The following is a 14,018-nucleotide window of genomic DNA, read 5'->3' on the forward strand; positions in this document are numbered from 1 at the left end:
ACAATATGATTTACCACAGTGAAGATACTTTTAAAGGACTAGGAGAATTGGCTTTGTATTACCAAAGCTGGTTACCAGAGGGTAAATTTAAGGCAATTTTAGTCATTGTGCATGGGTTGGGAGCGCATAGCAGTCGATTTGGCAATATTATTGAACAACTATTACCTAAGGAATATGCTATTTACGCTTTTGATATGCGGGGTAATGGGCGATCGCCGGGACAACGCGGTTATATTAATAGTTGGGCAGAATTTCGTGAAGACTTAAGAATTTTTATTGAGTTAATTCACAATAAATATCCAGATTATCCTATATTTATTATGGGTCATAGCTTAGGGGGTGTGGTGGTCTTAGATTATATTTTGCGCCATCCCCAAGAAGCTAAAACCTTAAAAGGCGCGATCGCTCTTGCACCAGCAATAGGTAAAGTCGGTGTATCCAAATTTCGCTTACTTTTAGGTAAGCTACTCTCCCGGATCTGGCCGCAGTTTAGTTTAAGTACTGGTATTGATTTATCTACTGCTTCGCGGGATGAAAAGGTGTTAGCTGCTTACACCGCAGATCCTCTCAGACATACTCTAGGAACTGCACGGTTAGCTACGGAATATTTTGCTACAGTTGATTGGATTTACGCCCATGCTAATGAATGGCAATTACCATTATTAATTCTTCACGGTGGAGCCGATAAAGTAACTTTACCAGAGGGGAGTGATATATTTTACCAATTAGTAAATTACAAAGATAAGCAGCGATTATTGTATCCAGGTGCTTATCATGAATTACAAAGTGATATAAATTACCGCGAAGTAATCACTGATTTAGAAAATTGGCTAGAAGAACATCATAATTTGTAATTTGTCAGTAGGTTGGCGTAATTAAATATAATTAGCAAGGGCTGTCATTAGTCATTAGTCATGAGTCATTGGTAAGAGGTTTAATTCTATTTATGTTTTGTAATATAATTTTGTTGATATATACCCTCTTACTTAACTTAGTAATGACAAATTTTTTGTCATCGTCCTCAAAGTAGATTGGGATAAAACTTTTAGTAAAATTTGAGAATTTGTTTTAGGTGAAGGGTTGCGGTTGCAGTCAATGGTGTGAATTGTACTCTTTAATGGCGTAAAATTAACACCTGTTAGTAGCTAATTTCCCATTAAATTAGAGACAATTGGTATAAATTCAAATCACAGATAAACGCAAAAGGTATTAAACCACAATTATTACTCTAAGTCTTTGATTCTTTCCGTCAAAGAGACAGCATGATTACCAACAACTTTGGGGGTTTAGAGTTGGGACTAGCGATCGCGTGACAGTTAAATTACCACTACTATTAACATCAACTTCCACAATACAGGTGGAAGCATCAACCAAAGAGATGGGAACTTTGCAGGGAATTCAAGTATTAGCAGTAGACGATGAAGCAGACAATCTTGAATTAGTCACCTTCATTTTAGAAGAAGCGGGTGCTACTGTGACTTCAGTATCTTCCGCCAAAGAAGTTTTAGAGGTACTCAATCAAAAAGTACCAGATATATTGTTGGCTGACATTGGAATGCCAGAAATGGACGGCTATATGTTACTACAGAAAATTAGAGCCTTACCGCCACAACAAGGGGGAGAGATAAAAGCGATCGCTTTAACCGCCTATGCAGGTGAAATCAATCAAAGACAAGCCTTGCAAGCCGGATTTCAGCTATATCTTTCTAAACCAGTCGATCCAGACGAGTTATTAGTAGCGATCGCCCAAGTTTTGCAAAGTGATTGAACAAAACAGCTAACAGTCAACAGTCAACAGTCAACAGTCAACAGTCAACAGTCAACAGTCAACAGTCAACAGTCAACAGTCAACAGTCAACATTCAGCAGATTTTGCATAGTCCAAAAATACGATAATTTATTCTACCAAGGCAAGCGGCTGCCATCCCAAGAAAAAAATTGTCCGCTATCACCATCTTGAAGTTGTTCTATTACATTCAATAATTGGGTAACAGTTCGTTCTACAGAAAATAACTTTTCTGGTGGAACATGACTCTGAAAGGGACGAGACAGCCTAGTATCAGTTGTCCCTGGATGTAGTGTGACTACAAAAGTTTTTGGACAGCTTCTAGCATATTCAATTGCGGCTGTACGCATGAACATATTTAATGCAGCTTTGGAAGCACGATAACCATACCAGCCGCCGAGATTGTTATCGCCAATACTTCCAATTTTAGCAGAAATACTGGCAAAAACGCTGCGTTCTTTATGTTTAAATAAAGGCAATAAATGTTTTGCTAATAAAACAGAAGCAATACTATTAACTTGAAAATATTGCAGTAAATTATCGGCATTTATTTGGCGTAAACTTTTTTCTGGTTGGATATTTTCTGCATGTAATAATCCAACACAATTAACTAATAAATGCAGCTTATTTACTTGGGTACGGATTTTCTCAATCGCTGCTGCTATTTCCGATTCTTCTGTAATATCGACAGATAAACAAATTAATCTTTCACGATTAGCATCAGCTAAAGTAATTAATTCTCCGGCTGATTCTGCTTGTCGATAAGTAGCATAAATTCGGCTAATTCTCTCATCTTGCAAGAGTTTTTTGACAAATCCCAAACCAATACCTTGACTAGCTCCTACAATTAATGTATTTACTTCATTAATCTCATCAATAAAAGACATAATATTATTCACAACTATTGTTTAAGGAATATTAAAAAGTGATAATTATCACCCATGAAAAACAGGACTTACGCAAAAATTACCAAAAACCTTAATTTATTGAACCGCCAAGACGCCTTCTCTGCGAGAGGCTTCCGCCAACGCGAAGCGTCTCGTTCGCGCAGCGTCTCCCCTTGGGAGAAGAGAAGAACGCCAAGAACGCTAAGAATTTGTAGAGGGTGTGTAAGTTTTCACAAATGACAAATGACAAATGACAAATGACAAATGACAAATGACAAATGACTCTAGTTACTTACCAATACAGAACTTACTAAAAATCCTATCTAACACTGATTCTGTAACTTCCTCGCCAGTGATTTCTCCTAACGCATGAATAGCATCTCGTAAATCAATTGTCCAAAAATCAAAAGGTAATTCTTGCACTATTGTATTCTGCATTTGCTCTAGAGAAATTTGTGCTTTTGTTAATGCTGCGGCTTGTCTTTGATTGATTGCTAAATCCATATCAGCAGCTTGAACTTTCCCCGCTTGAACTATTTCTAAAATTGCATTTTCTAAATCTTCAATACCTTGATTTTGTGCTGCTGCTGTAAAAATTGTCAATGAGAAATTAGAAATTTCCGATTGCAGTTTATCTTTGACATCTGCTGGGACTAAATCAATTTTGTTAATTACCAAAATTAAAGGACGGTGTTGCACTTGTTCGTAAATTTCGCGATCGCCTTCCGTCCACCCTACAGATGCATCAATGGTCAATAGTACTAAATCTGCTGCACTAGCCGCACGGCGCGATCGCTCTACACCAATCTTTTCTACTTGGTCTGTCGTCTCCCGAATCCCGGCTGTATCTAGCACCTGGACGGGAATACCGCCCACAACTAACTGCGATTCCACAACATCGCGGGTAGTTCCCGGTAAGTCGGTGACAATAGCGCGATCGCTCCGGCTCCAAGCATTTAGTAAGCTGGATTTCCCTACATTCGGTCGTCCGACAATTGCCACTTTTAAACCAGTGCGTAGCAGTTCGCCTTGATCTTTAGTTGCCAGTAATTTTGTAATTTCTGCGGCGATGCGATCGATTTCTGATATGATAGCTTTACAATCCAGCGGAGGTAATTCTTCCTCAAAATCAATCCGCGCTTCAATTTCCGCCAAAATATCCAAGCAGTTAGCGCGTAACTGACGGATCGGATGAGCTAATTTACCTTGCAACCCAGCTAAAGCAGATTGAGCAGCTTGTGGCGATCGCGCTCCTACTAAATCGGCAATTCCTTCAGCTTGGGTTAAATCTAATCGTCCATTTAAAAAGGCACGCAGAGTAAATTCTCCTGGTTGCGCGAGCCTAGCACCATTTTCCAAGCACAGTTGTAATACTTGCTGTACCGCCATAATTCCCCCGTGACAATGAAATTCCACCACATCCTCACGGGTGTAGGAACGGGGTGCTTGCATGATTAACAACAAAGCTTCATCAACCAGTTGTTGCGTTTTCGGGTGGTGGATGTAGCCGTAGAGAATGCGGTGACTTTCCCAAACTTGACGCCCAGGAGCATGAAAGAGAATTCGGGCGATCGCGATCGCTTGAGAACCAGACACCCGCACAATACCCACGCTACCCTGCTGGGGGACAACAGCAGTTGCGATCGCGGCGATGGTTCCAGTAGTAGCAAATATTTCCGACATGAGCGCCCTTTGCAGCAAATATAATACGAGCCTAACAGGTACTTTGGCATGATGTAGGGAAAGGATTCAAGGGGCGTTGGGACTTCCCATTAAAACAATCATCAATCGTTGTGTAGGCACAGGAGCAGGAGGAAAAAGACTATTAACAGTTAATAGTCAAGTAGAATAGCTTATTGTCTCTTACCACGGAGAGAAGCCAGGGGATCGATGCCTTCTATACTAATTAATGGTGAGTATTTAAACTAATAGGAGAGCAATTAGCAGGGTAAGATTTACCTGAAGAGTAGATAAACGCTCTGATAGAGAGGGGATTCACTGTGGAGCAAAAAGTTAACTGCGCCGTAGACTGCGTAAACGGTTGTGTTTTAGGGGATAAATGTCCCAACCTTGAATTTAGAGAAGCAGCAGCACAATTTATTGAAGATACTTCATTAGATAAAATGCTGGAAATGGCAGAAGAGCGACTGCGGCGAAAAATGATGGAACCGCCAAAATGGGTTTTACCAGACGATCAGTAGTCTTCTGCTCGATTATCGCTGATAACTGCTGGGCGATCGCCTGAAGTAAATGTTCGTGTTGTGTGTGGACAGCTCGTTGTGTTCGTTCAATCGGCTGTCCTTTCATTATCAACACACTTTCCGAAAAATAGAAAATATTTCTTGAGGTTAATTGATGAGTTCATATCTGATGTAATTAATTAACCAATGACTCAACGAATAATATTATTTGTCGCCACCGCTACCCTGTTAATTTTAGGATTTTTATCTTTAGGTAGCTATATAGCTTGGTTTTATCCCCTAGAATTAGTCTCGCACTTTCGCGTTCACTATTTAATTTTATCTTTAATCTTCACTGCTATTGTAGGCATTCTCTGGAAAACACGCCATCTCAAAAGTAAAATAATAGTTCTCGCCGCTTTATTATTAATAGGTTTAAATTTAATTGAGGTGCTTCCTTGGTATCTACCTCATGCGCAACAATTAGCAGGAAATACAACTCCACAAATTCGGCTTTTATCTTTTAATATAAATATTCAAAATAAAGATGACAAAAACGTTATTAATGTCGTGCAGGATAATCGTCCTGATGTAGCTTTATTTCTAGAAATTACTCCTAATATTTTCAACACTTTAAAAACAGGATTAAAAAATACTTTACCCTTTAATTTTAGAAGTCCTGGAGGCGGATTGGCAATATTTAGCCGCTTACCTATTCAAGATGTCAAAGCAGATAATTTTAATGGTAAAGGCGGTCATAACTTAATAGCAACTTTAACATTAAATCAACAGCCTATAAAGTTAATTGGTACTCATCCCCTAGTACCTGTCACAAGAAATAATTTTCATAGACGTAATCTTCAGTTAGCAGCTTTGAGTGATTATATTCGAGAAATTAATCAACCATTAATTATTATGGGGGATTTTAACTTAACACCTTGGTCACCTTATTATCGCAGATTTATCAAGAAAACAAATTTGCATAATACGCGCTTAGGTTTTGGTATTTTACCAAGCTGGCCGCGACCAGCAACCCATGTACATCTACCAAACTGGGTGATTCCCCTGTTAAATATTCCTATTGATCATTGCTTTGTCAGCAAGCAATTTCGTGTTGCAAAAATTTATACAGGAAGCAATGCTAATTCTGACCACGCACCCTTAATTACGGACTTAGTTTTAAGTTAAAAACCAATAGATACTATGCAATTGTATCTGGATCGATGCCTAATTCTCGTAGTTTTGCTGCCAAGCGATCGCTTCTTTGCTTTTCTTGTTCAGCACGTTGCTTTTCTTGTTCAGCACGTTGCTTTTCTTGTTCAGCACGTTGCTCTTCTTGTTCAGCAAGTTCTTGTGGTGTGACAGCTAATTGTCCTTCAGCCGTAAAAAACCGTAACTTTTCTTGCTCAATTCCCAAATATAACTCTAGCTGTTGACTCCACAACCACCCATCAGAATTTGCTTCTATTGCTTGATATTTACCACCTACTAAGACAAAACCAGCAAATTCTAAATTCTGCGGATCGAACCAGAAGTATTCAGGTGTGCGAAACGTATCTTGATAAATTTGTTTTTTTAAGCCTTTATCTGTTAAAGCTGTAGAATCTGATAATAGTTCGATAATTACGTTGGGATACTTACCATCTTCTTCCCAAAGCACCCAACTTTTACGCGGTTTGCGTTCAGTTCCCAACACGACAAAAAAATCTGGGCCGCGAAAATCTTCTGACTTGCGCTGGCGTGGGCTGTAGTAGATTGTAATATTGCCAGATGCATAAAAGTCATTGCGGTTTCGCCACAACAACTCCAGACATTGAATCAGCAATGTCATTTGTAGACGATGTAAGTCAGTTTCCAAAGGCGGTTCGTCACTATATAAATCCCCTTTAGGAAATATAACATCATCTGGTGTGGCTAAATCTTGGGCAATAGACATGGCGCTAATCGTCTCACTGCTATAAGTTTAGCCTAGTACCGCAAGGCGGAATTCAAAATTCGTCTTGGAAAGTTTGCTCAACGGGGGGAACCCCCGCACGCAACTTTCCGCAAAATTCAAAATTCAAAATTAAGACAGAGTAAGCGTTTCGCTGATTTGGAATGGTATGTTTATTTACGCCGTAATTTACTACTAGCAAAGAGCGATCGCTGATTACTCCAGCAAATTCACTATTTTTGTATCTCATAGCAATTCTCTGTAAACTTGCACTTAATAATTGCTTCTTTTCTCTTGGCGTACTTGGCGTACTTGGCGGTTTAAATAAATATTAAGTCCTTCATCATAGCGAATTAATATAATACCAATTTAAATAATGTAGGCGACACATACATATATTCAAGAGGGCATGGCATTGCCAATGCCCCTACCAATGTGTTAATTTTTTGACAAATTAATATAAATAAGTAGATGTAAATAACCCAAATTATTTTACGAAACGTAAATAGACTTAAACGTTGGGTTACCCTACCGGAAGCCGCTCCGTGTCTACGTTCCTCAACCCAACCTACATCCACTTACCAATGACAAATAACTATCCTAAATATCTAAGCCACTAACTATCAAATCAGGTGGATACTCAACAGTAAATTGATAATTTATCTCTCTTTTTTCTTCAGCTTGCAAAGTTAAATCCCATTCCAACATCCCCATTTCTCCCAGTTGAATTTGCGGATTAGTACGGGTGAGACGTACCTTTAATTGCTCGTTACGACTAACTGGTAATTGTTCCGTAAGTATTAAACGAGCTTCTTGATCGAGCAAGTTAGTAATTGTCAACCGGTAACCATAAGTTATTCGTCGTTGACTGCTCATCATTTTTTTATCAACTTGACGAGTAACTAAATCGCGCTCAATTTTTAACCCTTCATCAATACCTAAATTAATTTTGAATTCTTCTCCTGGTGCAATATGTCCTAAATTGGTTGCACCTACAAACATATTGTCTCGAAAAATATTCGCTTTACCTGGTAATAAAGTTGCACCGTTGGCACTATTTTTCACCTTAGCTTGGAGATAGGCAAAGCTGACTAATCTGGGGATAGCAATATAATCACAATTACTAGGATAGTCATCATTAAAAATTGTCGTTTTATGGGGTGCGCCATCGCTGGGAATATTACCACCACCATTCAGTTTAAAGGTGACTACGCTTCCTGCTTGAGATACTTCAGCAACTACAATTTCTGCTTCTATAGGACTTTCCTGGAGAATATCGTCGTCTGCTTCCTCAATTTCGCTAGTCGCCGCTTGTGCCATCATGGGCATTTGTATAGCTCTACGACTTATAAAGTCTACTGGCGGACGGGAATGAGCATTTATATACCAGGGTTCCAGCTTTGGAGGTAATGTACCTAATCCTGGTTTAGCTGTAGAAAGGGTGAGAGCTACACCTAGCCAATCTTCGCCTGTGCTTTGGGTGACTTCAGCTAAGTAAGTAAGATTAACAATATTAGTACTAATGTTAAAGCGCAAATCATACAGTGGAGTCCAACTAGCACGATTCACTACATAAGAAACCTCTAGTTCAAAGTCTCCTGCACCAGCTACTTCCACCGCTATAACTAAACTCACACTTTCTTTCGGGTGGGGTGTTTGGATTTTTTGCAGTGAGGCGTGGAGAACTTGTAATTGCTTGTCTAGTTCTTCTTGTTGGGTTTTGCATTCCCCAGAAGCGATCGCATATTCACCATACTGGCTACCTAAAAAATTGAGAAAATCTAGAGTTTCGCTGAGGCTGAGATTTTTCCGCGACAAACTTTGAGCAAAGGGTTCTTCTGTTTTTTCTCGCAAGCCAGCAATAAAACTAGACTGCAAAGCTAAGGCATCGATTTGTGCTTGCAGGTGGCGTTTTTCGGCTTCTAACTGCTGAATTTGTCTCGTGAGTTGGTTTACCCTGTCTACAACTGGTTCAGCCGTGTAAATGCGATCGCTACTAACGCCTAACAACCTCACCCCTACTGTACCTTTACCGCTAACCCTCACAGAATCAGTTTCTAGAGTTACTGGTAGGGAAGTCAGGACTAATTCTTTTTCCTCTCCTGTCAAGGAAACCCTAGCCTGTCTTGTGACTAGGGCGCGATCGCTGTATACTGTCACAGCAACAATCTGGCTGTCTACAGTTTTACGTAAAGAATTTGTTTGTGAATTGTCAGTTATCATGGTTCAGTAATATTGGGCATTGGGCATGGAGCATGGGGCATGGGGCATTGGGACAAAAACAGTTCTCAATTTTGAATTTTGAATTTTGAATTTTGAATTTATTCCCCTAGCCCCTAACCCCTAACCCCTAGCCTCTAACTCCTTTTCATTCTGGAATTGCTCAAAAGTACCCCAAGAAAAAGACGTATTTTGCTCGATAAAGTTCTTGGCTGCATTAATCAAGTAATCATAATAGGTACGAGCGACAATTGATAACTGTTTACCAGAAGGGTAAACCATGTACCAAGTACGCTTAATCGGAAAGTGCTGTACATCCAAAATACTTAATTCAGAAGATTCAGCAATTAAAGTATGACGAGATAATACAGAAATTCCTAAACCGCCTGCGATCGCTTGTTTAATTGCCTCATTACTCCCCAATTCTAATTTCACATTTACGGCTACTTCATGTTCGTCAAACAGGCTTTGGACAGCCCGACGAGTACCTGAACCAGGTTCTCGCATAATAAAAGGTTCTTGCGCCAGACGCTGAATGGGAATATTTGTCTCCTTCGCCAATGGATGATTCACTGGTGCAAATACAACCAGAGGATTATCTAAAAATGGCTGACAATTCACATCAATATTTTCTGGGACTTGGCTCATAATATACAAGTCGTCCAGATTATTCACCATTCTTTCTAAAATCCGTTCGTGGTTTGTGACTTGCAGGGAAATATCTATGCCTGGATAAAGTTGACAAAATGGCCCCAATAAACGCGGCACAAAATATTTTGCGGTTGTAATTACGGCTAATTTTAATTGACCCTGTTTTAGCCCTTTCAAATCGGCTACTTTCATTTCAAATTGGGCTATGGTGTCAAAAATTTGCCGACAAGTAGCAAACAACTCGCGTCCTGCTTCTGTTAAATATAGGCGCTTACCAACCTGCTCAAATAAAGGCAAACCGACCGATTTTGTTAATTGCTTGATCTGCATGGAAACGGTAGGCTGAGTGAGGAACAATTCCTCAGCAGCACGAGTAAAGCTACCGTGACGTGCTGCCGCCTCGAACACCTTCAACTGGTGTAGCGTCGCTTGGTTCAAGGGTGATTCTCCTCTAAGAGCGATACTTTAGACATAAATCTAGTATCACTGAACACTTGCATTCGCGATAGCATTGGTCATACAAAAGTTCTGATTCATAAGTATAGATATTACTCTATGAACCCTATTACGACTTAGATCTTTTCCTTATAGGGGGGAACGGTTATTATCAAAACAACAAAGCAAAGCGTAAGATGCCTTCCAGCTCCAGATGAATGCTGAATATTGAATCCTGAATGCGGATTGCCTACGATCCATTATTCCTAATTCATCATTCACCATTCATCATTCTTCCAAAACCTTGACGGGTAACTGTGCTAAATCTGGTAACTCAAGCGTTTCAAGTTCCGCAACTTGCTCTCGAATATTCACAGGGATGTTGATTGGTTGACGTTTTTCTATCCAGCAACTTGCCAGTGGTAGAGTCTGTTCTAATTCATCCAATGGTCTAGGAATCACCATTACAGCGTTCAACTCTCCAATTCTTTCTGCCTCATACATTCCAGCTTCTACGGCAACGGCAACATTAGCTACAGAACCACGAATAATGGCTGTACACAAACCCGCACCAATTTTTTCATAAGCTGCTAAATGCACATCAGCTGATTTCAGCATGGCATCGCAGGCTCCTACCATCGCCGGAAATCCCCGCGTTTCCACCAAACCAACGGCTTGATTACTCAAACGGCTATAACTGCCGTCCTCCATAATTTTACTGAGAGTAGTGGTAATGGGTAACACTATATCTAAATTAGGGTAAGGACGGGGAATAACTAAGCTAGATACCAATTGACCAAATTGTTCTGCAGTTTGCACGCCAGCTTCTACAGCCAAACGCACATCAGCGATCCCACCACGAATAATGGCTGTGCAATGACCGCCACCAATTTTTTCATAGCCAACTAAATGTACCCCTGCGGATTTTAGCATCATATCCGCAGTCCCTACAATTGCGGGAAAACTTAGGGTAGATACCATACCCAAAGCGGTGTCTTTGAGGTTATCTCGCCGACGTGCAGCTTGAACAGTGCTAATAGCTCTTTGATTAGATGTTTCCATGTGAAGTCTCCGGATACTCACAGAAAGAATAAAGGTTCAAGGATGAAAGCATAATGAATATTAAATTCTTAAATTAGCTATAATTTCATCCTTCATCCTTCATACATCAGATGACATCTTACAATTAACACTTATTCAGACCGATCGTCAGAGATGGGTTCATTTAGAGATTGTCTATGGGGAAATAATGTCACTAATAACCTTTGAATGCTACCTGTACCATAAATTTGTGTGCCAAAACTGTTGGCTGATTCGCTAGTAGCAGGTTCATTAGATTCTGAAGATTCTACTGCAGCAGGTTCTAAATTAGAAGCACCCAAAGACGGGGTTTCTTCTACAGCCGGAGATTCATTTACCTCTGGAGTCGCAGGCTGAGATTCTGAACTAGATTGATGTTGTAATTCTAGGAAAAATCCCCCAGAGATAGTAGTAGAGGAAGTCGTTTTTTCCCCATTACTACTTTTACTCTTGTCTCTTTGCCTGCCAATTAAAGTCCTTTGTTCTTTTATCGTCTGGGTATTGCTAGAAGCATTAATTGCTGCTGGTTCCGGTTTTTTCGCTTCAATTTGTCGGCTAGAGTCTCCCAAAATTGAACCAGGGGGAATTACTTGTCCCGGTGCAACTGAACAGTGAAACACTGTGGTAGCGGAACCAATACAAGCATTTGTACCGATTGTACCTTGACCAACCATGAGAAAACCGGCTCCCAAGTTTACTCCTGCTTCTATTTCTAGGGTTCCTTCATGAATTTGCAGAATCGAACCCATACCAATACAGACTCCTGGGCCAATGATGATTTTGCTGTTTGCAGCCGCTTGGAGTATCACCCCTGGTGCGAGTACTGCACTAGGATGAATAGTCACCTCGCCACTAATATAAGAGTCAAAGTTATTGCTGAGGCGCAGTGGCGGCACAGACATGGAAATTGTCACCTCGGAAGCCGGAAAAATGAGAAATTGAGGAAGATATAAAGGATGCAGACAATGAAAATGTGGCTTGCCGCAGGCTTGGATGAAAAATCACATTTTATACTTCATCCTTTATACTTTCTACTTCCATACTATCTATGGGCGTTGAATAATAGTCTCTAGTACCCGACGTTTAGCTTTAGGATCGATACCAATCAGACGCACATATTCACCGGCGTATTCTGCCAGGTTCGCTTCTATGGCAGCGATCGCTTCTCTTTCAGAATTAGCTTGAATTGTGCCGGTACTTGTCCAGGAACCAGTGCGGAAGCGTCTTTGGTCTACATGTTCAATGCTAATTTTATTCCCAGCTGCTATTAATTGCCGCAACTGCTCTACTACTTCTCCACTTAAGCGGGTGCTAGTTGCAGGTGCTGTAGCTGTAGCTGTTGCGCCACCGCTAAAGGAGGATTTCTGGCTGCTAGCTGGTTGAGCAGGGCCATTGGGACGTTGGATAATGCTTTCTAATACCCGACGCTTGGCTTTGGTATCAATACCAATTAAACGTACATACTCACCTTGATGGTTATTGATGCAGTCTTCTAGTGCTGCAATAACTTCATTGGTGGAGATAGAGTTAATTGGCTGACAGCTTTGCCAAGAACCTGTGCGGAAACGACGCTCGTCTACATGTTCTGTACCGATTTTGTAACCGCCTGCCAACAGTTGGCTAATTTGTTCTACGGTTTCGGCACTGATGCGTCCATTGCTAGCGCCATGACCGTTAGTACTAGCTTTGTAGCTACCATTAGATTGAGCAGCAGGAGCTTTAAAGGTAGCTGGTGCGGCAACAGTGCCATCGGGACGTTGGATAATAGTTTCTAATACGCGGCGTCTACCGTTGTCGATACCGAATAAGCGTACATACTCGCCTGCGTGATCTGCTAGACAACCTTCTAAAGCTGCGATCGCTTCTCCCAAAGATCTCGCATCAATCGGCTGACAACTAGTCCAAGAACCTGTGCGGAATCTTCTTTGATCTACATGTTCCGTGCCAATTCTATACCCTTGCTGTAACAAATAGCGTAATTGCTCTATTGTTTCTGCACTCAAACTTCCGCTTGCCACTTCACTACTCCTTTCCAGCTCTAAAACAGTAATGCCATTTCTTGTAGAAGATTTTTTTATTTCGTCCCGAATGGGCGCAATACATTTACTATCCGCCACACACAGATAGCCAGCCCGTAGTGCTTGATTAATGCCCACTACGTGATGGGTAAATTCCTGATCTCGCGCTTGCACATCAGGTAAGCGATCGGCTTGTTGCTGATTGGTAATAATCGCTCCTGAAGGTACGTATTTACCAGGGGGAATTTCGACATCTTGAATTAAAGCGTGCATCATGACGATGCAGCCTGCACCCACCCTGGCATTAAATACTGTAGAGCGAAAGCCAATAAAGGAATTATCCCCAACATAAGCTGGCCCGTGAATTAAGGCCATATGGGTAATGGAAGCATTTTTTCCAATCCAGACCGAGTATTCTGCTTGGTCATCACCAATTACTCGGCCTTGCTCCAACCCATGAATTACTACACCATCTTGAATATTAGTATTTTCACCAATGAAAAAAGGTGTACCTTCATCCGCTCTAATCGAAGTCCCCGGAGCAACGATGACATTTGCACCTATGCGCACGTCTCCAATCACTTTGGAAAACGAATGTACAAATGAGCTGTCATGGATTGTTGGCTCAGCTAAGTTCCTCGACCACGGGGTTGGGGGTGCCACCGTGCTGCTGACTGCCATCGCGAGATTCCTCCTAAATTTGTCAATTGTCAGTTGTCAGTTGTCAGTCGTCAATTGTCAGTTGTCAGTTGTCATTTGTCTTTTGTTGTTTGTCATTTGTTTGTTGACTAATGACCAATGACTAATGACCAATGACTAATGACCAATG

13 protein-coding genes are annotated in these 14,018 nt (G+C 40.8%); 4 read left to right on the top strand and 9 right to left on the bottom strand.

From position 1 onward, the window contains the following. Nucleotides 1–5: 5 nt before the first annotated feature. Together H6G08_RS02380 and H6G08_RS02385 are read left to right on the top strand one after the other, a co-directional pair. Nucleotides 6–854: an alpha/beta hydrolase gene (locus tag H6G08_RS02380; protein ID WP_190538694.1), complete on the top strand. Its 849-nt coding sequence runs from the start codon at nucleotides 6–8 to the stop codon at nucleotides 852–854. A 455-nt stretch (nucleotides 855–1,309) separates the two neighbouring features. Beyond that, nucleotides 1,310–1,768, top strand: coding sequence for a response regulator (locus tag H6G08_RS02385; RefSeq protein WP_313940946.1), 459 nt, complete (start codon nucleotides 1,310–1,312; stop codon nucleotides 1,766–1,768). A 133-nt stretch (nucleotides 1,769–1,901) separates the two neighbouring features. On the opposite strand, the gene H6G08_RS02390 is transcribed toward H6G08_RS02385, so the two are convergent. Next, nucleotides 1,902–2,672 carry an SDR family NAD(P)-dependent oxidoreductase gene (locus H6G08_RS02390; protein ID WP_190538695.1) on the bottom strand — a complete coding sequence of 257 codons (771 nt, stop codon included), beginning with the start codon at nucleotides 2,670–2,672 and terminating at the stop codon, nucleotides 1,902–1,904. A gap of 288 nt (nucleotides 2,673–2,960) precedes the next feature. Beyond that, on the bottom strand, nucleotides 2,961–4,355 hold the full coding sequence (mnmE, locus tag H6G08_RS02395; protein WP_190538696.1) for a tRNA uridine-5-carboxymethylaminomethyl(34) synthesis GTPase MnmE: 1,395 nt from the start codon (nucleotides 4,353–4,355) through the stop codon (nucleotides 2,961–2,963). Between the two features lie 317 nt (nucleotides 4,356–4,672). On the opposite strand from mnmE, the gene H6G08_RS02400 reads away from it, so the two are divergent. Together H6G08_RS02400 and H6G08_RS02405 are read left to right on the top strand one after the other, a co-directional pair. Continuing rightward, nucleotides 4,673–4,873 carry a hypothetical protein gene (locus H6G08_RS02400; RefSeq protein WP_190538697.1) on the top strand — a complete coding sequence of 67 codons (201 nt, stop codon included), beginning with the start codon at nucleotides 4,673–4,675 and terminating at the stop codon, nucleotides 4,871–4,873. 186 nt (nucleotides 4,874–5,059) lie between these two features. Next, nucleotides 5,060–6,040, top strand: coding sequence for an endonuclease/exonuclease/phosphatase family protein (locus H6G08_RS02405; protein ID WP_190538698.1), 981 nt, complete (start codon nucleotides 5,060–5,062; stop codon nucleotides 6,038–6,040). 13 nt (nucleotides 6,041–6,053) lie between these two features. On the opposite strand, the gene H6G08_RS02410 is transcribed toward H6G08_RS02405, so the two are convergent. The 7 genes from H6G08_RS02410 to ccmM form a co-directional block, all read right to left on the bottom strand. After that, the gene (locus H6G08_RS02410; protein ID WP_190538699.1) at nucleotides 6,054–6,788 is read right to left on the bottom strand and encodes a Uma2 family endonuclease; all 735 of its coding nucleotides are present in this window, start codon (nucleotides 6,786–6,788) and stop codon (nucleotides 6,054–6,056) included. A gap of 52 nt (nucleotides 6,789–6,840) precedes the next feature. Further along, nucleotides 6,841–7,035: a hypothetical protein gene (locus tag H6G08_RS02415; RefSeq protein WP_190538700.1), complete on the bottom strand. Its 195-nt coding sequence runs from the start codon at nucleotides 7,033–7,035 to the stop codon at nucleotides 6,841–6,843. A 350-nt stretch (nucleotides 7,036–7,385) separates the two neighbouring features. Then, a complete protein-coding gene (locus H6G08_RS02420) occupies nucleotides 7,386–9,008 on the bottom strand; it encodes a mucoidy inhibitor MuiA family protein (protein ID WP_190538701.1) in 1,623 nt (540 codons plus the stop codon). A 120-nt stretch (nucleotides 9,009–9,128) separates the two neighbouring features. Beyond that, nucleotides 9,129–10,094, bottom strand: coding sequence for a LysR family transcriptional regulator (locus H6G08_RS02425; protein WP_190538702.1), 966 nt, complete (start codon nucleotides 10,092–10,094; stop codon nucleotides 9,129–9,131). A 285-nt stretch (nucleotides 10,095–10,379) separates the two neighbouring features. After that, complete coding sequence (gene ccmO / locus H6G08_RS02430; protein ID WP_096644010.1) at nucleotides 10,380–11,153, bottom strand: beta-carboxysome assembly protein CcmO; 774 nt, start codon at nucleotides 11,151–11,153, stop codon at nucleotides 10,380–10,382. A gap of 131 nt (nucleotides 11,154–11,284) precedes the next feature. Further along, complete coding sequence (ccmN, locus tag H6G08_RS02435; RefSeq protein ID WP_190538703.1) at nucleotides 11,285–12,073, bottom strand: beta-carboxysome scaffolding protein CcmN; 789 nt, start codon at nucleotides 12,071–12,073, stop codon at nucleotides 11,285–11,287. A 144-nt stretch (nucleotides 12,074–12,217) separates the two neighbouring features. Further along, complete coding sequence (gene ccmM, locus H6G08_RS02440; protein WP_190538704.1) at nucleotides 12,218–13,870, bottom strand: beta-carboxysome scaffolding protein CcmM; 1,653 nt, start codon at nucleotides 13,868–13,870, stop codon at nucleotides 12,218–12,220. Nucleotides 13,871–14,018 lie beyond the last annotated feature (148 nt).

It is taken from the genome of Calothrix anomala FACHB-343, from assembly GCF_014696435.1.
In the GTDB taxonomy this organism is placed as follows: domain Bacteria; phylum Cyanobacteriota; class Cyanobacteriia; order Cyanobacteriales; family Nostocaceae; genus Aulosira; species Aulosira anomala_A.

Coding starts and splice junctions, on each gene's coding strand:
- H6G08_RS02405 (WP_190538698.1), top strand. CDS start 5,060: ATGACTCAACGAATAATATTATTTGTCGCCACCGCTACCCTGTTAATT.
- H6G08_RS02415 (WP_190538700.1), bottom strand. CDS start 7,035: ATGAGATACAAAAATAGTGAATTTGCTGGAGTAATCAGCGATCGCTCT.
- ccmM (WP_190538704.1), bottom strand. CDS start 13,870: ATGGCAGTCAGCAGCACGGTGGCACCCCCAACCCCGTGGTCGAGGAAC.
- H6G08_RS02420 (WP_190538701.1), bottom strand. CDS start 9,008: ATGATAACTGACAATTCACAAACAAATTCTTTACGTAAAACTGTAGAC.
- H6G08_RS02390 (WP_190538695.1), bottom strand. CDS start 2,672: ATGTCTTTTATTGATGAGATTAATGAAGTAAATACATTAATTGTAGGA.
- mnmE (WP_190538696.1), bottom strand. CDS start 4,355: ATGTCGGAAATATTTGCTACTACTGGAACCATCGCCGCGATCGCAACT.
- ccmO (WP_096644010.1), bottom strand. CDS start 11,153: ATGGAAACATCTAATCAAAGAGCTATTAGCACTGTTCAAGCTGCACGT.
- H6G08_RS02380 (WP_190538694.1), top strand. CDS start 6: ATGATTTACCACAGTGAAGATACTTTTAAAGGACTAGGAGAATTGGCT.
- H6G08_RS02410 (WP_190538699.1), bottom strand. CDS start 6,788: ATGTCTATTGCCCAAGATTTAGCCACACCAGATGATGTTATATTTCCT.
- ccmN (WP_190538703.1), bottom strand. CDS start 12,073: ATGTCTGTGCCGCCACTGCGCCTCAGCAATAACTTTGACTCTTATATT.